The sequence below is a fragment of the Pectobacterium nicotianae genome (assembly GCF_023272715.1).
In the GTDB taxonomy this organism is placed as follows: Bacteria; Pseudomonadota; Gammaproteobacteria; order Enterobacterales; family Enterobacteriaceae; genus Pectobacterium; species Pectobacterium brasiliense.
In genome coordinates this window covers 77419-103108 of sequence record NZ_CP096821.1, presented here as the reverse complement: position 1 = coordinate 103108, position 25690 = coordinate 77419, and the positions used below count along the sequence as shown (strand labels likewise).

At 53.6% G+C, this 25690-nt stretch carries 14 protein-coding genes; 9 read left to right on the top strand and 5 right to left on the bottom strand.

The window, feature by feature from the left end; genetic code table 11:
* Positions 1-153: 153 nt before the first annotated feature.
* The 4 genes from MYB54_RS00415 to bcsE form a co-directional block, all read right to left on the bottom strand.
* Positions 154-1305 (bottom strand): diguanylate cyclase domain-containing protein, encoded by a 1152-nt coding sequence (locus tag MYB54_RS00415; RefSeq protein WP_039528884.1) that lies wholly within the window; start codon positions 1303-1305, stop codon positions 154-156.
* A 368-nt stretch (positions 1306-1673) separates the two neighbouring features.
* Positions 1674-3335, bottom strand: a complete 1662-nt coding sequence (gene bcsG, locus MYB54_RS00410) for a cellulose biosynthesis protein BcsG (protein WP_248721374.1) — start codon at positions 3333-3335, stop codon at positions 1674-1676.
* Position 3336: 1 nt separating this feature from the next.
* On the bottom strand, positions 3337-3555 hold the full coding sequence (gene bcsF / locus MYB54_RS00405; RefSeq protein WP_039465487.1) for a cellulose biosynthesis protein BcsF: 219 nt from the start codon (positions 3553-3555) through the stop codon (positions 3337-3339).
* Complete coding sequence (gene bcsE / locus MYB54_RS00400) at positions 3552-5156, bottom strand: cellulose biosynthesis protein BcsE (protein WP_014917064.1); 1605 nt, start codon at positions 5154-5156, stop codon at positions 3552-3554. Before bcsE ends, bcsF begins: the two co-directional genes overlap by 4 nt.
* 340 nt (positions 5157-5496) lie before the next feature.
* Between bcsE and bcsR the strand changes: the two genes are divergently transcribed.
* The 9 genes from bcsR to MYB54_RS00355 all read left to right on the top strand — a co-directional run bounded on the left by bcsR (position 5497) and on the right by MYB54_RS00355 (position 23595).
* The gene (bcsR, locus tag MYB54_RS00395) at positions 5497-5706 is read left to right on the top strand and encodes a cellulose biosynthesis protein BcsR (RefSeq protein WP_014917065.1); all 210 of its coding nucleotides are present in this window, start codon (positions 5497-5499) and stop codon (positions 5704-5706) included.
* Positions 5707-5708: 2 nt separating this feature from the next.
* Positions 5709-6446 carry a cellulose biosynthesis protein BcsQ gene (gene bcsQ, locus MYB54_RS00390; protein WP_248721373.1) on the top strand — a complete coding sequence of 246 codons (738 nt, stop codon included), beginning with the start codon at positions 5709-5711 and terminating at the stop codon, positions 6444-6446.
* Positions 6443-9142: a UDP-forming cellulose synthase catalytic subunit gene (gene bcsA / locus MYB54_RS00385; RefSeq protein ID WP_248721372.1), complete on the top strand. Its 2700-nt coding sequence runs from the start codon at positions 6443-6445 to the stop codon at positions 9140-9142. The genes bcsQ and bcsA overlap by 4 nt, the downstream gene beginning before the upstream one ends.
* Positions 9143-9216: 74 nt before the next feature.
* A complete protein-coding gene (bcsB, locus tag MYB54_RS00380) occupies positions 9217-11535 on the top strand; it encodes a cellulose biosynthesis cyclic di-GMP-binding regulatory protein BcsB (protein WP_248721371.1) in 2319 nt (772 codons plus the stop codon).
* 6 nt (positions 11536-11541) lie between these two features.
* The gene (bcsZ, locus tag MYB54_RS00375; RefSeq protein WP_248721370.1) at positions 11542-12657 is read left to right on the top strand and encodes a cellulose synthase complex periplasmic endoglucanase BcsZ; all 1116 of its coding nucleotides are present in this window, start codon (positions 11542-11544) and stop codon (positions 12655-12657) included.
* Entirely contained in the window at positions 12639-16118 is a 3480-nt protein-coding gene (gene bcsC / locus MYB54_RS00370) for a cellulose synthase complex outer membrane protein BcsC (RefSeq protein ID WP_248721369.1), read from the top strand. Before bcsZ ends, bcsC begins: the two co-directional genes overlap by 19 nt.
* A 258-nt stretch (positions 16119-16376) precedes the next feature.
* The gene (locus MYB54_RS00365) at positions 16377-18059 is read left to right on the top strand and encodes a ShlB/FhaC/HecB family hemolysin secretion/activation protein (protein ID WP_119870790.1); all 1683 of its coding nucleotides are present in this window, start codon (positions 16377-16379) and stop codon (positions 18057-18059) included.
* Positions 18060-18098: 39 nt separating this feature from the next.
* The gene (locus MYB54_RS00360) at positions 18099-23264 is read left to right on the top strand and encodes a DUF637 domain-containing protein (RefSeq protein ID WP_248721368.1); all 5166 of its coding nucleotides are present in this window, start codon (positions 18099-18101) and stop codon (positions 23262-23264) included.
* Between the two features lies 1 nt (position 23265).
* Complete coding sequence (locus MYB54_RS00355; RefSeq protein ID WP_103157840.1) at positions 23266-23595, top strand: zinc ABC transporter substrate-binding protein; 330 nt, start codon at positions 23266-23268, stop codon at positions 23593-23595.
* Positions 23596-23711: 116 nt separating this feature from the next.
* Here MYB54_RS00355 and ggt read toward each other — a convergent pair whose 3' ends face one another.
* Positions 23712-25490: a gamma-glutamyltransferase gene (ggt, locus tag MYB54_RS00350; protein WP_039502435.1), complete on the bottom strand. Its 1779-nt coding sequence runs from the start codon at positions 25488-25490 to the stop codon at positions 23712-23714.
* Between the last annotated feature and the right edge of the window lie 200 nt (positions 25491-25690).

The following is a 25690-nucleotide window of genomic DNA, read 5'->3' as shown; positions in this document are numbered from 1 at the left end:
ATAAAGAAACATCAGTGCAATTTACTTGTAACAGATGCACATTTTTTCGGCAGAAATGTTGCCTTGAAAAGCCCTCAAACGCCCGTCATACGGGGAATGTGCCGTTCAGGAAACATTTCTATGAAAAGTAACATTTGCGTTACCTGCAAATACTCAGGAAGGCACCGTGAGAGGATGAATCCCGGATTTTTTATCACGCCGCGCCAGCTGCATAGCAAAACGTGCCTGTGATAAAAGCAGTGCCGCATCCTCGGGTCGAGGATCGGTAATGGTAAGGATTCCGGCGCTGACAGCCCGCGCAGGCTGGGAGCCCGCCGGTAAAAAGGGAGAATTAATCGCCAGCATCACGTTTTGCGCCCAATCTTGCGCCTGTCCGGCGGATTGCAGCTGCTTCCCGATGATAGCGAACTCATCACAGTCGAGACGCGCCAGATAGATGAGCCCAGCCTCGTTCTGTTCTTCAATCACCACGCTGAGCTGCTTCGCCAGCATGTCTACCTTGCCCTGCTTGCTGGCGGACGAATCAAGCCCGAAAACCAGCAGACTGAACGGTGTCGCATCGGCCAGACGCTGTTCAAGGCGTCGCATGAAGTGCGCCTTGTCCGGCAGCTCCGCGCCTTCCGTTCCGACAGACAGCGACTGCGCCAGCAGTTGTTGATTGCGGTTATAGCTGCGCACCAGCGCGCCCAGCTCATCGTCCTGATGCCAGGGCGGCAGCGTAAGTTGGCGGTGGAGCATGTCATCCGGCGGGAGATTCTGTAACTCGACAATAATCCCACGCAGCGGGTGTATCAGCAGGCGGTTAATACACCAGGTAATGGCGATCGACATAATCAGCGCCAGCAGCAGATACGTCGCCAGCATGGTTGAAAAGGTGCTGACGATAAATTGATACATCCGGTAGGAATCCGCCTGCAACACCAGATGTGCCAGTGGAGCCGAATACTGCGTCTGCGGCGGCGAATAAAGCGGAATAGAGATGCGGATAGGCAGCTTAAAGACCCGTGCGATCCAGTCTGGCACCGGACGCTCTTTCGGGAAATTCGCGTGCAGCGTCTGGAAATCATCCGGCAGCAGCACATCGGCCCGGCTCAGAAAGGCAACGGGTAATAAGCTGTCCAGAATATTGCCCGCACGCTGCACTTCCCCTTGTAACACCGCATCCGTCAGCGGTTGACGCACGGAATAGGCGATGCTCTCCAACTGCTTGGCATAATCTTCACGGCGCTGATGAACGAAGTGAAAGAGCTGTATGACGATAAACAGGCTGATCGTCACCAGTGCCACGGCAGACACGGCTGTCATCTGTTTAATCGTTAATGAACGTCTGAGCCGCAAGCGCTTTCTCCGTCAACCTTTTATGCAGACCTGAATACCTGGCCCACCAAACAACAAACAGGTGAGCAATATACAACGCGAAAAATGCGCACGCGTTACACACAGCAACACGATTTACACGCGGCAAATAGTATAAGGCAGCTTATCGCCGCCTTAACGCTGTTTTCTGCTGATGTTCGGGGGATTTCATCTTAATCCTAGGCGACCTTTGGCAACAGCGGTAACGCGGCCTCAGAATAGGGGATATCCCCTGCATAAGCCAGTATCGCTATTCGGGGAGCAGACTGAAGAATCGGGCAGGATTCTCGCCTGCCCGATAAAGTGATGGGGTGAGATTATTGCGGGTAAGGCACCCAGTCTCCGCCGTTCAGACGAATGTAAGGTTTTCCCTGATATTGCATCACGATAGCGTTCTCATTCTCCGAGATCGCTTCCGTTTGCGGCAGTGCGCTCGTCAGTGCTTGCCAGTCAACAGAAGGCGCGGTGAACACTTTGCCGTCGACCATGCGCGCCACCAGCTCCGAAATCGCCAGATAGCTGCTCGGCGACGCAATCTCCAGCGCATTGCCCTGATGCGGTGCCTGTAGGCCAAACAGTTTCACGCCAACAGGAATATGCGTGATGCTCGGACTGGGAATATCGCGCAGACCAGACATTTGCATCTTATCCCCAGCCAGCGCCGCGCCGTGCTCCGGCACCACAATCACCATGACTTTACGGCCGGATTTTTGCAACTCATCAAAAAACGCATCCAGTTGATCAAACAGAATCTTCGCGCGTGGCGCATAGTCCGCCGACTGGTTGCTGCCGACAAAGCGGTTGCCGTCATGCAGCGGAATCAGGTTAAAGAAGGTCGCGTTACGGGTTGTCGTCGCTTTACCCCGCTCACCCAGCCAGCGATTTAACAGCTCCAGATCGTTATAAATCGGCTCACCGTCGAACGACGTAATCTGGTGACTGATGCCCTCCTGCGACAGCATTGGGATCTGAATGTCGCCCTCTTCACGCACCTCACGCAGGTAATTGCCAAAGACGCCGGAATGGTCGAGCATCAGCTGTTCTTCAAAGCCCAGCTTCACCAGATTACTGAACAGGTAACATTGCTGGTTCACCGGCTGATACAAATCGGTGTGGGACTGCTGGCCGCAGCTTGCACGCAGCAGGCGAATGGATGCCGGCCCGCTATACGCGGTGGCAGAGTTAAACTGACGGAACAGAATATCGAACTTCTTCCACAGCGGATGGTTTTCCAACTGTGCCACTTCCAAATCCGACCACGACAGCGAACAGATATTGATAATCAGGAGGTCAAAAGGCTGCGCATCCTGCGGCAATGTAGCCGGGAACGCCGTGGTTCGCGCTTTTTCTCGTGTATAAAATTGGTTCAGATAAGCCGTGAGATTGGCATTCGTTGGCGGTAAGGTGGCCTCGGGTAGCGCAGTATCTCCGCCCGTTGGGGATGCCGCCGACGACGGTGTGGACGCCGTTGATACCGCGGGCATCAGCGATACCGCCGGGCCTGCCAGGTTGACGATGTTTAACCACGCCAGCGCCGCCACGGTAAACACCGTAATACGAATCCACTGCGCGAAGAACAGATAGGCCACGGTAATGACCACCGCTGCACCGACCATTTGCCAGTTAATAAAGCGATTGAACAGCTCCAGCAAATAGGCTGCGCTAAAGCCCGCAACCTGAGACCCCTGACTGAGAATGCTGTTGATACCCGGCAACCAGGTATCGTGGTAAAACAGCCCGATACCGAGCGGGATGGCAATAATATGACGCCAGCGGTGCAGCGTGACATTGGGGATCGGAAACAGTAGAAACGCCAGAAAGACCAGATTAAGCAGCGGATGAAAATTCAGGTAGCCAAACCATAACAGGGCAAATTTCAGCAAAAAATACACATTCCAGGCACCGAGCCCACGCCAGTAGCGCCATATATTTTGCTGTTTTTGCGTATCCTGTTGCTGCGTAGGTTTTTTTTCGTCCATTTTATTTTTTAGTCTCTGCTGAAGTCGGCTTGGTTGAGACCGTCTTTGTTGAAGAAGAGCTGCGCATCCAGACACTCGCAGGTTTCAGGTAACGCGGTGACAACAGCCTGTTTTTCCAATACTGAAGCCAGTGGGGGATCACACGGTGCGCCAGATAGCCAAGCGTAAAGAAAACGACCGCGCTCAATAACACCAGTTGCACAATATCAATCAGGTTCATGACGGCTCTCCCGGTGCGCGGGCCCGCAAATTGGAACCCAATAGATCGGGTGCCAATAGATCGATGGCAATAGGTTCACGCCGCGTCACCTGGCTGCGCGGTGCAGATTCGGTCTGCTGCAATTGCACATAGTCGTTAATCTGCCGCTCTTGCTCCAGCGTATCGCCCTGCACCAGCGATTTAACTTCTGCCAGAATCTGTAAGTCTTGTGACCAGACAATCCGATTGCTGAACGCTTCATCCACCGGCAGGCGGAAAATGGATTTCAGCGCGATATCCAGCTCATTCAGGCGGCAATTGGACAGGAACAAAAACAGGCGACCCTGCGCGATCGTGACGACATCACCAAAGCGTCGCAGCGTGCACAGCGTCAACGCCTGCGCCGCCCGCACGCCCGGTACGGGGCGCAAGGCGACCAGCACGCCCTTGCTGCCTTCCGGCATCAGCGTGCTATCAATCAACATCTGCACAGACTGCCGAAAGATATCAGGGGGCTGGTAGCCCTTAATCTGTAGCGGCCGCATGGTGGTCAGCAAGACCTCAACATCGACAGGAACGTGTTTGGTAAAGCGCTGCCCTTGCACGCTTTCAATCCGCGTCAGGAAACGGGATAGCGGTTCTGAATGAGAGACAATAATATTCGCGCCACATGCCAATAGCAGACGCTCGTCGCTGGCGCGCAGACAAGGCTTCATTTCCCGCACCACAATCTTCAGCAATTCACCACGCTGCCGCCGCAGGCTATGCACCTGTTTAACGAGCGTATCCACCTGGCTGGTTTGATTGAGCGCAAAAACGAGGGTAGCCGCATGGGTCAGCATGCCGGTTTGTACCAAAAGATCGTTGTCGTCCAATAGCTGCCAGTTTTCTGACAGCGCAGGCGCGCCTTCCATCACGCTCTTTTCCATCAGGAAGAGCCCGTCATCATCCAGAGACGGCGTGAGGATCGGCTCCTCTTCCTTCAGCATGTACCACCCGTCACTGTCGGATTGCAGCATCTGCACCTTATTCGCCCGCACGCCTCTTTCCGTTGCCCACCATGACACCAGATACTGCGCGCGATCCTGCTGCCATTGCAGACTGGCTAAACCATAGAGTCCACGATGTTGAGAAATCAGCATATTCCTCAGGCGGGTTACGCCGCTGCTGTGGCTGATCACTACCAGCGTACACTGGCGCTGATGCAGCCATGCCGCGGTGTCATCGATCCAGCGCTGGAGCCTTTCTGGCGAGATATCCCGCCACAGGCTGGCTGGGGCATAAAGCACTAACAGACGATTTTTGGGGCGCAATGCGCGCATTAAGTCATCGGTTAAATTCAGCAACGCGGCTTTATTTTCCGGAAATGCATAGCAGGATAATTGTTTCTTTCCGGCGTTATTATTTTCTGTCGTAAACAATGCCGTCAGAAGAGAATCAGATCGTTCCCCACAGCCTATTAACGCCACTCTCGCGTCGTTATTTTGGCCGTGCATGATTTGCTGGCAAAATAAGGCGGCATCAACCTGCCGATCAATATTCACCCAATAAAAGCCCGCCTGCTGGAGCGTAACCAGCTCATCCCAAAGGTCACGAATACCTAATGAAAAGTTCTGCTTCATAGACTGATTTCTTTTCCGTTAATGGCAGCGTTCCACCTTAATAACACAGTCAAAATAAACTCTAGCAGCCCCCCGAAGGATCACAACTTTGCGCTATAAATTATTCCTATCCCTTGATAAATCACCCGTTACTATTTTTTCCTATTCACATTGCAATCATCAATTCATTGCTATAGTTAACGGGCACACCTGACTCCTTATTAAAGACAGCAAAGGCGTAACCCTTCATCTGCCAGACTGTCTGTTATGGGTGCAGTAAAAGACGCACCACATCTGTTATTTGGATGTTTTCCCTTTATCGATATCAATGATAATGGATAGCCTATTTCAGAGGCATGGGATGAATAACGAACCGACTCGTATAGATACCAGCGCACGCGCCGATTTAACCGAAAATGCAAGAACCGACGACGATCTACGGGTTCTCAGTCAGGCTTTTTCTTTACCTGAAATAAACTATATCGATATCGCCCGTCAGGCGCGTCTCAGCCAAATGATGGCTCGCTGGCCGCTGCTGGATGAATTAAAAGAACCGGCCGGGAGTGACTGACGATGCCCGTGATTGCTTTGCAGGGAATCCGTGGAGGCGTAGGCACCACCTCAATCGCCGCCGCGCTGGGTTGGGCCTTCCAACGGCTGGGCGAATCCGCGCTGGTGATTGATTTTTCGCCGGACAACTTGCTGCGCATTAATTTTAATATGCCGTTTGAACAGCGCCGCGGCTGGGCGCGAGCGGAAGCCGATGGCACGCCGTGGCAAACGGGCGCCATGCAATATCTCCCTGGACTGGATTTCCTGCCGTTTGGTCGCCTGAATACACATGAGATCGCGACGCTTCAACAGCATTACCACCAGCACCCCGCACTCTGGCAAAACAATCTGGCACAGCTCAGCGCGGCGGGTCGCCATCGCTGGATACTGATCGATGTACCGGCAGACAATAGCCCGCTCACGCGGCAGGCGTTAGCCACCGCGAATACCGTTTTTCAGGTGGTGGTGGCCGATGCCAACTGCCATTCGCGCTTACATCAGCAGGCGTTGCCGCGTCAGTGCCATTTTCTGGTGAATCAATTTTCTACTCTCAGCACACTTCAACAGGATTTGCACCAGCTCTGGCTGCACACGCTGTCACACCTGCTGCCGCTGGTGGTACACCGTGACGAGGCCTTGGCAGAATCGCTGATGCTGAAGCAGCCGCTGGGCGAATGTCGCCCGGACAGCGTGGCAGCGGAAGAGATCATGACGCTGGCAAACTGGTGCCTGATTCACGTTAAGGAAAGCGGCGTATGAGTGGAATCCTGCGCTTGTTCCTTGTTCCGCCCGCCAGACAGGCGATACAGCAGCGCTATCGCGGCTATCGTCAGCAGGGTGCCTCCGCCTTTGCCGCCTTTTTCGCCACGCTGTTTGCGATACTCGGCTGGATCTTCCTGCGGCTGGAGTCTGAGGGCTGGCAACAGATTCGCGCGCAGCGAACCTACTGGTTCCCACACATTTCGCCTCAACGCCCGCGTCCGGCCGATATTCTTCGCTATCTGACGCAGGGTATTTGGCTGCTAACCATCAAAAATGGCCAGTTGCCGACATCGCGCCGCAATTACTTCTCCGCACTGCCGCGCTGGCGGCAACGCTACATGAACGCGCAGCAAGCGCTGTTCGCCCGCTTTAGCCACGCAAATACTGACGATCGCGAAGACGATGAGTCAGGTTCAGTCAAGACAAGCCGCCTTCAGAGGCTGGTGACGGTCGCGCTGAGCCTGCTGTGTGCAGCGCTGGCGCTGCTGTGCATCACGCAGCCGTTTGATTTGCTGTCGCAGTTTATTTTCATGACGCTGCTGTGGTGCATCGCCATGCTCGTGCGCAACATGCCGGGACGCATGCCGACGCTCATGATGATCGCCCTTTCCTTCACGGTTTCCTGCCGTTACCTGTGGTGGCGCTACACTGAAACACTGAACTGGGACGATCCGCTGAGTCTGATTTGTGGCCTGCTGCTGCTGGCAGCGGAAACCTATGCCTGGGTCGTGTTGGTTCTGGGCTATTTCCAGACAATTTGGCCGCTGAACCGCCACCCAGTTTCACTGCCGGAAGACAGCAAAACGTGGCCGACCGTCGATCTCATGATCCCGACCTACAATGAACCGTTGAGCGTCGTGAAACCGACGGTGTATGCCGCGCTAGGCATCGACTGGCCTAAAGATAAGCTCAACATCTATATTCTGGATGACGGCGGCCGCGCCGAATTTAAGGCCTTCGCAGAAGAAGTCGGCGTCCATTACATCGCCCGCGTCACACACGAACATGCCAAAGCCGGGAACATCAACAACGCCCTGAAACAGGCGAAAGGCGAGTTCGTCGCCATTTTCGACTGCGACCACGTCCCTACCCGCTCTTTCCTGCAATTAACCATGGGCTGGTTCTTCAAAGACAAAAAGCTGGCGATGCTGCAAACGCCGCACCATTTCTTCTCGCCCGATCCATTCGAACGCAATCTGGGACGCTTCCGCCGTACGCCCAATGAAGGCACGCTGTTCTACGGTCTGGTTCAGGACGGTAACGATATGTGGGACGCCACGTTCTTCTGCGGATCCTGCGCCATCCTGCGGCGTAAACCGCTGGATGAGATTGGCGGGATTGCGGTCGAAACGGTGACGGAAGATGCCCACACCTCACTGCGCCTGCATCGCCTTGGCTACAGCTCGGCGTATATCCGCATTCCACAGGCCGCCGGACTGGCAACCGAGAGCCTCTCGGCGCACATCGGGCAACGTATTCGCTGGGCGCGCGGCATGGTGCAAATCTTCCGGCTGGATAATCCGCTGTTCGGCAAGGGGCTGAAACTGGGGCAACGGCTATGTTATGCCAACGCCATGATGCACTTTCTGTCCGGTATTCCGCGGCTGATCTTCCTGACTGCGCCGCTGGCGTTCCTCCTGCTGCATGCCTACATCATCTTCGCCCCGGCGCTGGCCATCGCGCTCTACGTGCTGCCGCACATGGTACACGCCAGCCTGACCAACTCGCGCATTCAGGGACGCTACCGCCACTCGTTCTGGAGTGAGATCTATGAAACCGTGCTGGCGTGGTACATCGCCCGCCCGACTACCGTCGCGCTGTTTAACCCGCACAAAGGGAAATTCAACGTGACGGCCAAAGGCGGACTGGTGGAAGAACAGCATGTCGACTGGGTGATTACGCGGCCTTATCTGGTGCTGGTGCTGCTGAATATCGCCGGTGTGGTGTATGGCCTCTGGCGTCTGATTTACGGGCCGCCGGAAGAGATCATGACGGTGCTCATCAGCCTGCTGTGGGTCGTGTACAACATGACCATTTTAGGCGGAGCCGTCGCGGTTGCCGTAGAAGCCAAGCAGGTACGTCAGGCCCACCGGGTGGAAATGTCGATGTCCGCCGCCATTCTCCGTGCCGATGGTCATCTTTTCCCCTGTGTCCTGCGCGACTATTCCGATGGCGGCGTCGGCGTTGAAGCCCGCGAGTCGGGCATTCTTCAGGTCGGGGACAACGTCTCACTGTTGCTAAAACGCGGTCAGCAGGAATACGCCTTCCCGTTCAGCGTCACCCGCGCGTTCGACAACAAGATTGGCCTGCGCATGACCAACCTGACCATCCGCCAGCATATTGATTTTATTCAGTGTACGTTTGCCCGCGCAGACACCTGGGCACTCTGGCAAGACAGCTTCCCGCAGGATAAACCGGTCGAAAGTCTGGTTGATGTGCTGGCACTCGGTTTTCGCGGCTACCTGCGTCTGGCCGATTACGCGCCGCCTGTCATACGCAACATTATCCTGGCCTTCCTCAACATCGTGGTGTGGGTGGTGTCATTCATCCCACGCTATGTAGGGAAACGCACCGTCACAACCCCGTCGGGTGCTGCGCTGCCGGAAAAAGCCGTACATCAGGGCAAAACGCCGTCTGCCCATGAAACGCGATTTGCACAAGAGAACCTGTTTACAGAAAAGACAGTGGCTTGATTGCCATTCACAGGCCGTGATCAACGGTCTTTCTCCTGACAACGAGAAAGACCCTTAACATTGATGATGACACGATGACGAAAAAAATAATCTGGTTCACCGCATTGGCTTTAGGCGTCAGCTCATTATCTCAGGCTGTCACCGCGCCGTACGCACAAACACTGGCAGAAGGGGGCGCAACTCAGCCGCCTGCCACCGCAACGCCAGCGATGACGATGCCAGCGATTCCTCTGGGGCAACCGGCAACCAACACCGCCGTGCGCAACGTGGTGATGCCCTTTGCGCAAATCGCGCCTGCGCCGGGCACCTTTGCGCTACGCGGTATCAATCCCGACGGACAGATTGAGTTTGGCGTTCGCAGCGATGAAGTGGTCACGCTGGCTTCCCTCGATCTCGAGTTTACCCCGTCACCGGCGCTGATCCCCACCGAGTCGCATATCAAGGTTTACCTGAACAATGAGCTCATGGGCGTCACCACGATTAGCAAAGAGCAGATGGGGAAATCCAACCGCGTTCGCATTCCTATCGATCCTCGCTACATCACGGACTTTAACCGTATGCAGTTGGTGTTCGTCGGCCATTATCAGAACATCTGCGAAAACCCAGCCAGCACCAGTCTGTGGCTGGATATCAGCAAAGCCAGTGCGCTCAATCTACAATTCCAGAAATTGACGCTGAAAGACGATCTGTCGCCGTTCCCAGCACCGTTTTTTGACAGCCGCGATACCCGCCCACTGACGCTGCCTATCGTCTTTGCCGACCAGCCGGATCTGGTGCAACAGCGTGCCGCTGCGGTGCTCGCCTCGTGGTTTGGCAGCAAAGCACAATGGCGCGGGCAGTCTTTCCCTGCCCTCTTCAACCAACTGCCGAATAGCCACGGTATTGTGTTCGCTACCAACGATAAGCGGCCGGATTTCCTGCGCGATACTCCCGCCGTGAAAGGGCCAACGGTATCGATCATCAGCCACCCTAACGATCCTCATGTGAAACTACTGCTGGTTCAGGGACGTGATGACAATGAACTGCTCACCGCCGTGCAGGGCATCGCACAGGGGAATGCGCTGTTCCGTGGGCAAAGCGTCACCATCGATAAGGTCGAACAGCTCGCCCCACGTCAGCCGTATGATGCGCCAAACTGGGTTCGCACCGACCGCCCGATGACCTTCGCCGAACTACAGCAATATAACGAACAGCTGCAAACCGACGGTATCGTGCCCCGACCGATTTCGCTGACCATGAATCTGCCGCCCGACCTGTTCCTGATCCGCAGTCAGGGCATCGATATGCGCCTGAAATATCGCTACACCGCGCCACAGATTCAGGACGGCTCGCGCCTGAGCATCAACCTGAACAACCAGTTCGTACAGGCCTTCTCGCTGGCACCAGAACAGGACCAGAACTCCCTGTTGATGCGCCTGCCGCTCACGCAGGGGCTACGGGATTCCGACAAGACCCTGTCTATTCCGGCGCTGAAACTGGGCACGACCAACGAGCTGCGCTTTGATTTCAACTACACTACGTTACTCTCCAGCGGCACCGCCGACCGCTGCGAAACTTATACGCCAGTCGTGAATCACGCCGTCATCGACGGCAGCTCGACGGTTAACTTCTCTGGTTACCGACACTTTATGGCAATGCCGGATCTACGTGCTTTTGCCAATGCCGGCTATCCGTTCAGCCGACTGGCTGACCTGTCACAAACCTTGGTGCTGGTGAACAAGCAGCCACAACCGGCTCAGCTCAGCGCCATGCTGAACGCCATCGGTAACATTGGGGCGCAAACCGGCTATCCGGCGTTAGCGATGCAGCTCAGCGATGACTGGGCGCAGGTAGACAAGCAGGACCGCGATATTTTGATGATCGGCGCTATCCCGCCTGAACTGCACGACAGTAGTAAAATTAACCTACTGGTCGAACAAACAAAAAGCTGGATCAAACAGCCGCTACGCCAGACCGCAATGCCGGACATGGGCTCCCCCGAATCTGACGCGAAGCCAGACAGTAAAACCACCGTCAGCAGTGACGGAGCGATGTCGGCGATTATCGGCTTCCAGTCCCCGTATCACGACCAGCGCAGCGTTGTCGCGCTGCTAGCCGATAGTCCGCAGGGTTATACGCTGCTCAACAACGCGCTGATCGACAGTGAAAAAAGAGCCTCGCTGTTCGGTTCCGTTTCCGTCATCCGCGAATCGGGCATCAATAATCTGCGCGTCGGCGATGTTTATTACGTCGGCCACCTGCCGTGGTGGGAACGTATCTGGCACGTACTGGCGCAACATCCCGTCTGGCTGGCGATCATGTCCACCGTCAGCGTCATTATTATTGCCTGGCTGCTGTGGCGAGGTCTGAGACTCTTCAGCCGCCGTCGCCTGTCGCCGGATGAAAGGGATTAACGCACCATGCCACGCGTGCTGCGCTATCTGACTCCCACGCTGCTGTGGCTATGGGCTTCCCTGGCCACCGCCGCCGTCTGCGACTGGCCAGCTTGGGAGCAGTACAAGCAGTATTACATCAGCGAACAAGGAAGGGTGATTGATACCTCAACGCCCAATAAAATCACCACGTCCGAAGGGCAAAGCTACGCCCTGTTCTTTGCGCTGGTCGCCAACGATCGCGTGATGTTTGATCGGCTGCTGAAATGGACAGAGGACAACCTGTCCGCAGGCGATTTGCGCGCGAATCTGCCCGCCTGGCTGTGGGGAGAGAACACGGATAAACAGTGGACGGTGCTGGATCCGAACTCCGCTTCCGATGCCGATCTGTGGATTGCCTATAGCCTGCTGGAAGCTGGTCGGCTGTGGAAAGAGACACGCTATCAGACGCTAGGCACCGCGCTGCTCGCGCGCATCGCCAAAGAAGAGGTGGTGACGATTCCGGGGCTGGGCGTGATGCTATTGCCCGGCAAAGTGGGCTTCGCAGAGAAAGAGAGCTGGCGCTTGAACCCCAGCTACCTGCCGCCGCAACTTCTGGCCCGATTTGCGCCGCTGGACGAGAAGTGGAAAGCCATGCAGCGCACCACGCAGCGCCTGCTGTTGGAAACCGCGCCGAAAGGGTTTTCGCCTGATTGGGTCATCTGGCAAAAAGGCAAAGGCTGGCAGCCCGATACCACCAAACCCAATGTCGGCAGCTATGACGCCATCCGCGTCTATCTGTGGGCGGGGATGATGGCCGACAGCAGCAGAGGGAAAACCGATTTGCTCAAACAGTTTCAGCCGATGGTTCAGCAGACGATCCGGCAAGGGCTACCGCCCGAAAAAGCGGACACCGCGACAGGCACCGTCACCGGACAGGGATCGGTAGGGTTTTCCGCCTCACTGCTGCCGATGCTATCCCGCCAGCCGGATGCCCTGGCCGCCCAGCGGCAGCGGCTCGCCGCCAATCCACCGGGTGACGATGCGTATTTCTCCGCCTCTCTGACGCTCTTTGGTCAGGGATGGGATCAGAAGCGCTATCGCTTCACTTCACAAGGCCAACTTTTACCGTCTCGGGGCAGCCAATGCACAACCACACCGTAAACTGGCTGCGCCTCCTGCCGTTATTGCTGATTGCGGCACCGCAGGCAACCAGCGCGGAAACCGCATCGCCAGAACAATTTCTGATGGAACAGGTGCGTCTGGGAGAAGCCAGCAACAAAGACGATCTCGTGCGTCAGTCGCTTTATCGGCTGGAGCTGATTAACCCGGATAATCCCGACGTTATCGCCGCCCGACTGCGGCTGGCGCTGCGCCAAGGCGATCAGGCGCAGGCGCGCCAGCAGTTGGACAAACTGAAAGCCGTGGCACCCGATTCCGCCCTCTATCGGCAGGCAGAGATGACGCTGGCGCTGACGCAGGAAGCCGCACGTCAGCAATTACAGCAGGCGCGTTTGCTGTCTACCGCCGGACGTTACGCGGAAGCCAAAGCGCAGTACGACACGCTCTTTCACGGCGAACCGCCCACGCTCGATCTCGCCGTGGAGTATTGGCGTCTGGTTTCTCGTTTGCCGAATCAGGAACCCGTCGCGATTAAGCAACTGGAAGCGCTGGATCAGGTTTATCCTGACAACGTTCCGCTGCGCATGGCGCTGTCACGCTTGCTCTTCAGTCAGGATCGCAACGAGCAGGCCTACCCTTTACTGAAACAGCTGTCTAACGATCCCGTCGGACGTAGTCAGGCGGCGTCGCTATGGCTGGAAATTATTGGCCGGATGCCGGTCACGCCGCAGAGCGTGGCGGAACTCAACCGCTTCCTGACGGTATTTGATGACGGTGAACAGGCAGAAACCGCGCGCAAAGAGCTCAACCGCCAGCAGGGAATGTTGGCCGACCCTACGTATCAGGCCCGTCTCCGCAGCCTGGCGGTGGTGGAAAGCGGCGGGGGCAACCGCGCCACGCTCGGTGAACTCAATCAAGCGCTGGCCGCCACACCCAACGACCCTGAGCTGATCGGCGCTGTGGGTCTGGTTTACCTGCGCGAAGGCGATCGGGTAAAAGCGCTGGCACAGTTCCAGAAGGCACTACAGGCGGATGTGAATCGCCTGAACAGCGGCAAATGGGAAGGACTTATCCAAAGTACGCAATATTGGACCACCATTGCGGAAGGCGACAACGCGCTGAAAGCCAATAACCTGCCGCTGGCGCGCCAGAAGTATCAACAGGCACGCCAGATGGATAACACCAATCCCTATGCGCTGATTGGTCTGGGTGATGTCGCCGTTGCCAGCCAAAACGATACCGCCGCCCAGCCGCTCTATCAGCAGGCTTTACACCTTGAGCCCGGCAACGATAACGCCCTGCGCGGTCTGGTCGGGATTTATCAGCGGCAGTCGCCGGAGAAAGCACTCACTTACCTCAACAGCCTGTCGCGCAGCCAGCAGAACACGATGCGGGAGACACTTACTGCGCTACAACTCAATATCCTAAAACAACAAGCAGACCAACTTGCGGAACAGCAGCAGTGGACGCAGGCTGAAGAGAAGTATCGTCAGGCGAGCCAGCAGGATCCGAACGATATCTGGTTTGCCTATCGCTATGCCCAGACGCTGCGCCAGTTGGGGCAAATGCAGCAGGCCGACAGCGTGGTACAACGCGCGACTGCCGTGCCACCCACCGACGCACAGAAGAACTACGTTTACTCACTTTACCTGTCATCGACCAATCGCGATGAGCAAGCACTCGCTCACCTGAACACGCTTCCCGTGGCGCAGTGGAGCGACGACATGCGCGATTTATCTCAGCGTCTGACGATACAAACTACGCTGGCGAAAGCAGAAGCCATGCGCGATGCGGGGGACGAATCCGCCGCTATCGCTTTCCTGCGTCAGCAGCCGGCGAACACCCGTATCGATCTGCTGCTAGCAGACTGGGCGCTGGCACGGGGCGAATACGCGACGGCGCTGGCGGATTATCAACGCATTCGCACACAAGAACCGCAGAACCCCGACGCACAATTGGGTGAGATCGACGCGTTTATCGCGCAGGGTCGGCAAGATGACGCACGTCAGCGTCTGAACCAGCTCCCGACGCAGGCGGCTGATACCCTCAACGCGCAGCGGCGCGTCGCCAACGCCTGGCAAGCGGTAGGAAATCCGCAAAAATCGACGGCGCTTTTCCGTCAGCTAAAAATCGACGCGCAAAAAGAACCCATCGGTCAGGGCAAAGCATTGGTCTACCGCGATGCGGCACGCGTTGAACAACAGCAGTCTCAACCAGAGCAGGCACAGCAGGACTATAAACAGGCGATGGTTGCTAGCGGCATCACGCCCGCGTTACCACAAAGCGACGATGACTACACCCGACTGACGCGCAATCAGGTAGGAGACGACTGGCTGCAACGCAGCATCCGTGCCGATGCCGGGGACCTGTATCGCAAACAAGATATTACCGTCACGCTTGACCACGATTACGGGAGTTCGAGCGGTACAGGTGGGATTTCCGACCTGAGCGCCCACAACACCATGCTGCAAGTGGATATGCCGCTGTACGACGGTCGCGCCTTCTTCCGCACCGATACCGTACAGATGGACGCTGGCTCCTTCTCTACGGACAGCAACGGTGCCTATCGGGAAACCTTCGGCACCTGCGCCACGCGGGACTGTTTCGACGGTAAATCACAGAAAGCCACCGGCACCAGCGTCGCCGCAGGCTGGAAGAACGATCGCTGGTCGGCGGATATCGGCACCACGCCGCTCGGCTTCGACGTGGTCGATATCGTCGGTGGCGCAAGCTACAGCGGCGACTGGCGGCAAATCGGCTGGACCGCGACAGCATCGCGCCGCCCAATCTCCAGCTCATTACTCGCCTTCGGCGGCACCAAAGACCCGGGCACCGGCATTACCTGGGGCGGCGTGCGTACCACAGGCGTCAGTCTCGGGCTGAGCTACGATCGGGGCGAAGCGCACGGCGTGTGGAGTGATTTCAGCGTCCACCAAATTACGGGTAAAAACGTGGCCGATAATGACCGCGCTCGCGCTATGGCAGGTTATTACTACAAACTGATTAATGAGGATAACCGACGCGTCACGGTCGGCCTGAACAGCATGTGGTGGCGCTACCAGAAAGATTTAAGCGGTTATTCGCTCGGTCAGGGCGGTTACTACAGCCCGCAGCAATACTTCTCACTGGGCGTGCCGGTGAACTACCGGCAGCGGACGGAAAACTGGTCGTGGGAACTCGGCGGCTCGCTGTCGTGGTCACGTTCGTCTACCAAAGATCAGCGTCGCTATCCGTTGACCGGCCTGTTGGGCAACGCTGCGATCACCGACCGAGACGCCATCGAACAGGGCAGCAGCAGTTCCGGCTTCGGCTATACGGCGCGAGCACTTGTCGAACGCCGCCTCAGCTCACACTGGACGCTGGGCGTCGGTATCGACATTCAGCAAGCGAAGGACTACACCCCAAGCCACGGCCTCATCTACCTGCGCTACTCCGCCTCCGGCTGGCAGGGCGATCTCGACAGCCCACCGCAGCCGCTTACGCCGTACGCAGACTTTAAGTAACCGTCCCCACTTCAGACCTCATTGGGTTTCCATCGCAGCGGAAACCCAATGATAAATATAAAAATTACTCTGACTTACGATATAGTTACCTGCCTATCTATATAAAAATGATAATGACTATCATTTTTATTCTCAAAAATTAAATTTCTCAACGTATTCTGTCGAATTTCTATTGGCTATCGATTTTACCTAGTCACGAAATGAAGCATTTGTGTATATAAGCGCAAAATGTAAATCAACGTAAGGAACGCGTTCATTTTGTGTAAAACCCTTTCTTTTATAAGCCTTATTTTTTTGAGTCTCAGCAGCTCAACCTTTGCCGCCACCGCCATCAGCCCAACAGATCGCGATGCGCTGGAGCTCCAGCAAAAGTCATTACTGGAGCAGGCCAAACAGCAGCGTTTATCGCTGGAAAACAGCACCACCTTAACGATACCCACGGTCACTGCACCAACAGTAAAAGATGCCGTCTGCTTCCCCATCCAAAACATTGTCTTTCACGATGCAGATGCGCTTTCGACAAAAGATCGGACTGCCATTCAGGGACGCTACCAAAACCGCTGCCTTGATTTAGCCACAATCCATAACGCCGTGAGGGAAACCACCAACACCTACCTCAATCGCGGCTTTGTCACCAGCCAAGCCTATTTGCAGGAACAAGATCTCTCCAGCGGCACGCTCATCATCAGCGTCAGCGAGGGAAAGATAGAAGCCATTCGCATGGAAGGGGAAACGCCACTCGCAATCAAGATGGCCTTCCCCGGTCTGGAAGGGCGCATTCTTAATCTGCGCGATATCGAACAAGGGATGGAACAACTTAATCGCCTGCCTTCACGACAGGTTACGATTGATATTCAGCCGGGAAAACAAGCCGGAAGTTCGATTGTTTATCTCAAACGCACCACGCACTCCCGCCCTGTCACACTGTCGATTAGCACTGATAACAGTGGACAAAAAAGCACGGGTCGCGAACAGCTTTCTACCCACCTCACGTTCGATAACCCGCTGCAGCTCGCCGATCGCTGGTGGCTCACCGCCAGCCGTGATAGCGCATTCAGCCATAACTACGGCAGCAAAGCCTTATCGGGCGGGATGTCCTTGCCTTATGGCTACTGGACGCTCGGCTATCAATATGCCTGGAATGACTTTTTCCAACCGATCCCGATTGGCAGCAGTGCATATCGTTATGAAGGGCAAAGTAATACCCATCGGCTCAGCCTCAACAGAACGCTCTATCGGGATGGGAAGCAGAAGCTGGCGCTGGATGGCGCGCTCTCTCGTCGACGCACCGAGAACCGGATGGCGGGTGAGCGCCTTGAGGTCAGCAGCCCTACGGTCAGTAGCGCTAGCCTTGGGCTCAGCTATAGCACCACGCTGGCGGGCGGATATTTTACGCTCAACCCGATGTTAAGCCATGGCGTAAGGAGTTGGGGCGCGACAAATGATACAAAGGAAAATAGTGGCCTGCCACGCAGCGAGTTCCGCAAATTTAGCGTCAGCAGCAGCTACTTCTACCCACTTACACCCTCGTTGTACTTTCTGACTTCCCTTTACGGCCAAACCACGCCGGACAACCTGTATACCAGCGAACGCATCTCGCTCGGCGGCGAGTATTCCGTACGGGGATTTAAGGAACAGACACTAACTGGCAATCGGGGATTCTACTGGCGTAATGAACTGAATTGGCAATTCACTACCCTACCGTTTCTGGGTGATATCGCCTTAACCACCGCGCTGGATAGCGGGTGGATTGCGGGGAAAGCCGGCAAAGTCGATGGAGGCAATATGACCGGTGCTGCCGTCGGCCTGTCCGCATCTTCACGTTGGGTCAGCCAGTCGGTGTCACTCGGCGTGCCGCTGCACTTCCCAGACGATCTCCATCCCGACAACGTCGTCGTTTACTGGCAAGTCTCCCTCCCCGTTACGGCACTTTTTGATTAAGTCATCGATTCACAGCAAAAGGAAAACAAGGAAAGTCACATGGAAAAATTCAATAACCGCACCACTCGTGGACTTAGCTATCTGCTGATCTACCTGACCGCAATTCAACCGTTACACCCCGCGTTCGCGGCACTCACACCAGACGGTCCACGCACGCAGGTCAACAACGCGGGTGCCGTCCCGGTCATCAATATCGCGACGCCAAACGCAGCGGGTGTTTCTCACAATACCTATAAAGATTTCAGCGTCGGGACACCCGGTGCCGTGCTAAACAACAGCATTGCCGCGGGGCAATCGCAGTTGGCTGGGCAGTTAAACGCTAACGCCAACCTCAATGGCAAAGCGGCCGATCTGATTATCAACGAGGTGACGGGCTCCACCCGCTCAGACCTGCAAGGGAAGATCGAAGTCTTCGGGAATAAAGCCAACGTATTGATTGCTAACCCGAACGGCATCACCTGTGATGGATGTGGGTTCATCAATACACCTTCAGCTACGCTGACAACCGGTAAACCGGTGTTGGATCAGCAAGGTGCACTTGAAGCGTTGGAAGTGAAAAAAGGCAGCATCACCATTGGTGGCAAAGGCCTGGACGGTTCAGCAACGGATTATGTCGATATCCTCAGCCGGGCAACCGAGCTGAACGGCAAAATCAATGCGAAAAACCTGACGCTGACTCAAGGCAGCAATAGGGTCGATTTCAAAACCGGCACAATCGCCCCCATCACCGGAGAAGGTGCCAAACCGCTATTGGCGGTTGATACCAAAGCGCTCGGCGGTATGTATGCAGAACGCATCCGGCTCGTGGCAACCGAGGACGGAGTCGGCGCTAACGTCGCTAACCTGACCAGCACTCAGCAAGGCATTACGCTGGACAGCAAAGGTAAAATCCAGCTCGGTAATGTACAAGCGAAAACCGACCTTAATCTGAATGCACAGCAGGTCGATATTGCTGCTGGCAATACGGTGAAAAGCGACCGCGATATCACGCTTGCCAGTACCGTATTGAATAACCGAGGGAATATCATCGCGGGCGAAGATATGCGCCTGTTCAACGATAGCCTGACCAACACACAGGCCACCATTCAGGCCAACAACAACCTGTGGATTCAAAAAGACGCGACGGGGAACAAAGGCGTTAAAGTCGAAAACCGCTCTGGGACGATTAAAACCAATACCGGGGATTTGGTGATTCGGACGGAGCAGTTGGATAATATCGTCGATCAGTTCTCGGTTAATAAAATCAGCACGCCAGCCAATTCAACATCAATTGATGGTCAATTTGGAATAATTATTGATGGCACAGGACCTGATTCATTCGTTAGCATCTATATGGGTGTAGTAGATGATAAAAATTTACGTTGGATTGGCAATTTTAAATTTACGGAAAACCCTTATGCCAATACAGAAAAAAACAAATACACCTTTTTTTCCAGCAGAGAAGGGATCATTTCATCAGGAAAAAACGCCTATATAAATTCATCTACACTGAATAACAAAAACAGTACTATCTCCGCCATTGGGAATATTATTTCCACTGGGAAAAATGCAAATATAATCAATCATTCCATAGGTGATTCAAATAGCTATGTTAAACTAGCGCTTAAGTTCGACGAGAGGGATTCTGGCATTGACATCTCACCAATCCCTGCTGGTTTTAATATTGATGAGTATCCGTTATGGGGGGACATCCCGATTCCATTAGTTCGGGTAGATAATAAAAAAACCTGGTCTGAAAAAGAATATTTGAGCAGCAAAATAAATGCAGGTGGCAGTCTTGTTTTAGATTTCATTGATACGATAAATATCGAGGATAACGCCCCTGAGAATCTTACTGAACTTTCTGAGAAAATTTACTCAACACCACATCCCTATAGCATCACAGGGAAAGAAATTATCTTTAAGTCCAAAGATATAAAAAACCAAAGTTCTGTAAAGTCAACAGGGGATCTGAGTCTATTATCTGAAGGAAATATAAAACTAACTGGTGGTGAGCTGAACTCAGCAGGTGATCTTTCTATTCTCGCAAGTAATGGCATTGATGCAAATCAAAATAAATTCTTAGGAAAAAATATTACAATTCTAAGTCGTGAAGGAGATACTTCACTTTATACCGACAGCGCCGCAAAGCATTTCTCTTCTGATGGCATTCGTCAATTAAGCATACTAAACGCCACAGAAAACCTATCTATTCAGTCGGGAAAAGACATTCTATTAAATGGCATTAATATAGGAAAAACAAACAATGTTTCATTTATTTCTAGTAATAACATTACGATTAAAAATGATGAGTTCATATTAGACCCTCAAAAAATTAGCGGTACGTTAACCGATACCGGAAAACAAAAGATCTTTAACGACACATTTAGCCTACTTGGCCGTATTAATTCAACAGGCAGTATTACGTTAAATGCCGGGAACACGCTGGATATCGCTGGTGTTTCGCTGAGTGCAACGAAAGATATCAACCTGACAGCAGGGGCTGATATCAATCTGAATCCAAGGGTGCTCAACACGATTCCCGAAGCGTTATTTACCAACTCACGACAGGCAGAACTCAGCAGTACAATTAGTGCCGGAAATCAATTGTTGGTTTCTAGCGGAAAAGACTTACTTGCACAATCAGCTAACTTGTCCGCCAATGGCAATGCAGCCCTGCTCGCAGGCAATAGCCTAAAATTGCTCGCTACAGCCTACTCCGCGATTGACAGCCAGAATGATAATAATAAAGACGACCGAAATGTTACCGCCAGAGTCCATGCGGGAAAAAATCTGACGATCGCTTCCAACGGCGAATTTATTGCAGCCGGAACCGATTTCTCTTCCGGCGGTGATATGACATTAAGTTCCGGCGGAAAAATGGAATTTAACACGGTCGCTAACCATATCTACCGGGAAGGGAACAACGAATATAGCGAGTCCGTCACGCAAAAAAATGCCGTCTTGAACAGCAGCGGAATACTCACTCTGTTATCCAATGGCAGCATTCTTTTCCAGGCCACCCAGCTTATCGCTAAAGGAGCGTTAGATGCGGCAGCCAAAGGTGGTTTTCTTTATGCGCAAGCAGCGGAAGAAAGTAGCCATTACGAAAAAACAACCACTAAACGCAAATGGTACGGCAAGAAAACCACCATTCGGCAAACCAGCCACAATGTCACAAACAAAGTGACAGAATTCACCGCAGGCGGTGATATCAATCTGCTCAGCCGTGATGACAGCACCTATGAAGCCAGCAAAATCAACGCGGGCAAGAATGCCAAGCTGACCAGCACACAAGGAAACATTAACTTCAAGGCGGTCAAAGACACTGCATTCGAGCAGACGATCACCACCTCAAAAGGGTTCTTCATCAAGAGCAATGACAAAGGCTATACCAAAGACACTTGGTTACTTCCAAGCATTCACTCTGGCGGACAACTCACTCTTGATGCCGCTACTGGTATTACCGCTGATGCAAAAACCCAGAATGCGCAGTCCCTGCAAAATGCTCTTTTGGTGCTGAGCAACAACCCCGGCACTGCCTGGCTTAAGGATTTAAACAGCCGCACAGATGTGCAATGGAACACGGTACAGGATGCCTATAGCACCTGGAACCACACAACACAAAGCCTGAACCCTGTTGTTGGAGCCGTGATTGCGATTGCCGTTGCGGCGGTAACCGCAGGAGCAGGCCTGGCTGCTGCTGCAGGTAACATGGCAGTTGGTGCTGTGGGAACGGGAGCCAGCGCGACAACAATTGCTGTCGTAAACGGTGCAGCTTATTCAGGAATGACGGCACTGACCTCGCAGGCAGCAGTCGCGCTGGTGGATAACAAAGGCAACCTGTCCAAAACGTTCCAGGCCATGAGCAGCAGTGACTCGGTCAAATCACTGGTTACCTCAATGGTGATCGGCGGTGCATTAGCAGGCTTCGATGAAGTTATGCAATTTAGCAAGGCTGCTAACGGCACAACCGTCATCGATCCTGCCAAGGCCAAACTGCCCATGCTCAGCAACGGTGACTGGAGCAAGGTCGCGCAGCGTGTCGCTGGACAGTCAGTGATCAGTTCCAGCATCGGTACTGCGATTAACGGCGGTAGCTTCAAAGATAATTTCACCACAGCACTCCTGAGTAATATCGGCAGTCAGATCAATGCGGAAGGGGCTAAGTTTATTGGGGATAAGGGAGAAGTCCTCGGCTTGCCGATAGATGACCCTAGACGAGTAATCAGCCATGCGGTTATTGCGGGTGTTGCAGCAGAAATCGGAGGGGGCAACGCTAAAGGGGCTGCGGCCGGTGCGTTGGCCGCAGAGCTAGCTGCAATCAGTTTAGGCAACACTTTCGTTGACCCAGCCTTAAGAGAAATACAGATAACCTCTACTGGCAGAATTATTGGTGCTTTGGCGGGAGCCGCTATTACCGGCAAAGCCAGTGGTGTTAATAGTGGTGCTAGTGCTGCCGAAAGTGTCCTGCTATATAATTTCTTAATGCATGAGGAACCAAAAATACTCGCCGAGAAGTACGCTGCATGTAAAGACAGTGGTTGTGAGAGTAATGTACGCAAGGAGATGAATCAAATATCAGTAAAGAACCAAGAGATATTTGAAGGATGCCGAGCTGCGGGTAATACCACCTGTATTAATGATATGCTTTATGGAATTTCTACAGCTTCTGGATATAATGAGTTGGAAAAACAGATTGGATTCGATTTGTCTAATCAGTTTAGAGATATGGGTTTAAATGCTTACGAACGATTTAACAGTTGCGGCATGGATATTAGCTATAGCTGTGGTTTAACTCTTTTTGCTAAAGACGCTGCAGGGGAGTTAGCAGGTTATGCGCTATTCGGCTTAGCAGGAAAATATTTATCACCTGTGATAAAAGGTTATATATCAGAAATAGGATCTTTATCATCAAGAGGTTCTTTGCCAAACATAAAAAGTCTTCAGGTCGGCCTAAGGGAACCTCATCAGATCGATTTTATAAAAAATGATATGCAAAATGGAAAATACTTATACTCAGATCCGAAGGGTATAATCGCTGGTTTCGTAGATAACAATGGTAGATACTATATTTCTGAGGGGAATCACAGGATGGCTGCAGCCCTAGAACTCTATAAAGAAACTGGAGATGCAACTTTTGTAAATAGTTTATTGAAAAATGGTGTGTGGACTAAAACAAATACAGTTCCTGCAGACGCAAAACCTATGCCAAAAAGGAAATAAAATGAACAAATTAAAAAAGAACGAAATATATATAAAAATGTTGTTACTTTCTATTCCTTATATCAGGAACATGCAACAACATAAAAAATCATCTGATTTATCATGCTACTATGAAGCGGAACTTGTCCATAATTTAGCTTACACGATCTTGACGCCAGATTTTGAAGATCACGATATTTACTTTCTAAACAATCAGGCAAGATATTATATTGAAAACTGTAGCGATGATATTTCAATAGCTTATAGCGGTCAAAAAGAACTTATATCATCTCTTTTTGAAATGGTTCCACAGGAAATGAAGTCGAAGCTCCTGTGGGAAGGTCCAAAATAAGAGATTAAGAGTAATTAAGACAACATCCATGATGTTTAATTCATGGATGTTGTTAATAGTTAAAAATAATCCATAGGTAGGGGGAAGTAAACCGCTTCTCCTGACGTGCATTCAAATCAATACCCTATCGCTGCCCCGGCCGGGCGGCGGATATCATTTGCGCCGTACAGGTAGCCTTCGCGCACTTTGCCAGATACCGCCGAGTCATTGCCCGAATCCGCAGGCGTCACGCCCGCCGCACCCGGTAAGCCGACCAGAATCAGCTCCGCTGCCCCCCAAGGCGTTTGTTCCACCATCTTGTAGCCGCGCTGCTTCAGCAGGTTCAGCGTATCGGCAGACAGCCCGCGCTGTTCGTAATACACCTCATCCGGCAGCCACTGATGATGGATGCGCGGTGCATCCACCGCTTCCTGCGGCGCCATGCCGTGGTCGATAATATTCAGCGCCGTTTGCAGCGTGATGGTGATAATACGCGAACCGCCGGGTGAACCGAGCACCATGAAGACTTTGCCGTCTTTCGTCACCAGCGACGGGCTCATGGACGAAAGTGGGCGCTTACCGGGGGCGATTGAATTACGTTCTCCTTGCACCAATCCGTACAGGTTTTTCTCGCCAACCTTCACGGTAAAATCATCCATTTCGTTATTGAGGAAGAAGCCCGTACCCGGCGCGATCACCACCGAACCAAAACGCCCATTCACGGTATACGTGGTGGACACCGCATTGCCCTGATTATCTACGATAGAGTAGTGCGTGGTTTCCGGTCGCTCGTGCGGGCCAATCCCCGGCTGCACGTTTTTGGACGGCGTCGCGTTCTCCGGTTCGATTTGTTTGCGAATTTCAGCGGCGTAGTCCTTACTCAACAAGCGCTCGACGGGGTTGCTCACAAACGCCGGATCGCCAAGATACGTGTTGCGATCCATGTACGCATGGCGCATCGCTTCCGTCAGCACATGCACGGTGGCTGCCGAATTGAAGCCCGTCGATTTAATGTCGTAACCTTCGACAATATTGAGAATTTCACACATCGTGACGCCACCGGAGCTAGGTGGTGGCGAAGAGACAAACTGATATCCACGATAGTTACAGGTTACCGGTGCCGTTTCGGTAATACGGTAATCGGCAAAATCAGCCGCCGTTAGAATGCCGCCGCCCTGCTTTGCCGCCTTCTCCACCGCCTGTGGGATCATGCCCTTGTAGAAAGCATCCGGCCCTTTAGCGGCAATCGCCGCCAGCGTATTCGCCAGATCGGTTTGCACCAGCTTATCGCCGGGCTGCAACGCGCTGCCGTCAGGGCGCAGGAAAATACGCGCCGCCTCAGGATCGGCTTTGAAGCGCTTGACGGTGGTGTCCAGAATATCGGTATCCGCTCGCGTAAGTTCAAAGCCTTCACGCGCCAGTTTAATCGCCGGTGCCATCACCTGTTCACGCGTCAATTTGCCGTATTTTTGCAGCGCGGTATCCAGCCCCAGCACCGTTCCCGGTACGCCAGCGGCCAGATAGCCGTACAGGCTCGCGTCTTTTTTCACGCTCCCATCAGCGTTCAGATACATGTTGGCGCTGGCTGCCGCAGGTGCCGTTTCACGGAAGTTGATAAAGGTGTCTTTCCCATCGGCCAGGTGCAGCGTCATAAATCCACCGCCGCCGATATTGCCACAGCAGGGGTTTACCACCGCCTGCGCGTAACCTACGGCCACGGCGGCATCAATCGCATTGCCGCCCATTTTCAGGATATCGACGCCAATCTGCGAAGCCAGATACTGTGAACTAACCACCATACCGTTTTTCGCTTCCACCGCAGGGGCAGACGCCGCCTGCACGGTTCCACTCACTAGCAGCGCCGTCACGCTCAGTGACAACAACCATTTTCCCGATGTTGTGTTTTTTATTCTCATGCAGACCCCTTTATCCCGTTGATTTCACTCACTGCTTTTATTTCCTACCCTCTTGCCTGGCTAACTTGCAAAGTCCACGCCAATAAACAGACACGGCTTAACGGATTCACCAGCAACAGTAAGAAGCGTAGGAAAGGCATGAAAAATTGCGAAAATAGCCGCTTATCTTTGCGACGCTGCACGATAAATACGCCCCATAA

Bases quoted from the DNA above. Each gene is read 5' to 3' on its own strand.
- MYB54_RS00415 (WP_039528884.1), bottom strand. From the start codon at position 1,305: ATGACAGCCGTGTCTGCCGTGGCACTGGTGACGATCAGCCTGTTTATC.
- bcsG (WP_248721374.1), bottom strand. From the start codon at position 3,335: ATGGACGAAAAAAAACCTACGCAGCAACAGGATACGCAAAAACAGCAA.
- bcsF (WP_039465487.1), bottom strand. From the start codon at position 3,555: ATGAACCTGATTGATATTGTGCAACTGGTGTTATTGAGCGCGGTCGTT.
- bcsE (WP_014917064.1), bottom strand. From the start codon at position 5,156: ATGAAGCAGAACTTTTCATTAGGTATTCGTGACCTTTGGGATGAGCTG.
- bcsR (WP_014917065.1), top strand. From the start codon at position 5,497: ATGAATAACGAACCGACTCGTATAGATACCAGCGCACGCGCCGATTTA.
- bcsQ (WP_248721373.1), top strand. From the start codon at position 5,709: ATGCCCGTGATTGCTTTGCAGGGAATCCGTGGAGGCGTAGGCACCACC.
- bcsA (WP_248721372.1), top strand. From the start codon at position 6,443: ATGAGTGGAATCCTGCGCTTGTTCCTTGTTCCGCCCGCCAGACAGGCG.
- bcsB (WP_248721371.1), top strand. From the start codon at position 9,217: ATGACGAAAAAAATAATCTGGTTCACCGCATTGGCTTTAGGCGTCAGC.
- bcsZ (WP_248721370.1), top strand. From the start codon at position 11,542: ATGCCACGCGTGCTGCGCTATCTGACTCCCACGCTGCTGTGGCTATGG.
- bcsC (WP_248721369.1), top strand. From the start codon at position 12,639: ATGCACAACCACACCGTAAACTGGCTGCGCCTCCTGCCGTTATTGCTG.
- MYB54_RS00360 (WP_248721368.1), top strand. From the start codon at position 18,099: ATGGAAAAATTCAATAACCGCACCACTCGTGGACTTAGCTATCTGCTG.
- MYB54_RS00355 (WP_103157840.1), top strand. From the start codon at position 23,266: ATGAACAAATTAAAAAAGAACGAAATATATATAAAAATGTTGTTACTT.
- ggt (WP_039502435.1), bottom strand. From the start codon at position 25,490: ATGAGAATAAAAAACACAACATCGGGAAAATGGTTGTTGTCACTGAGC.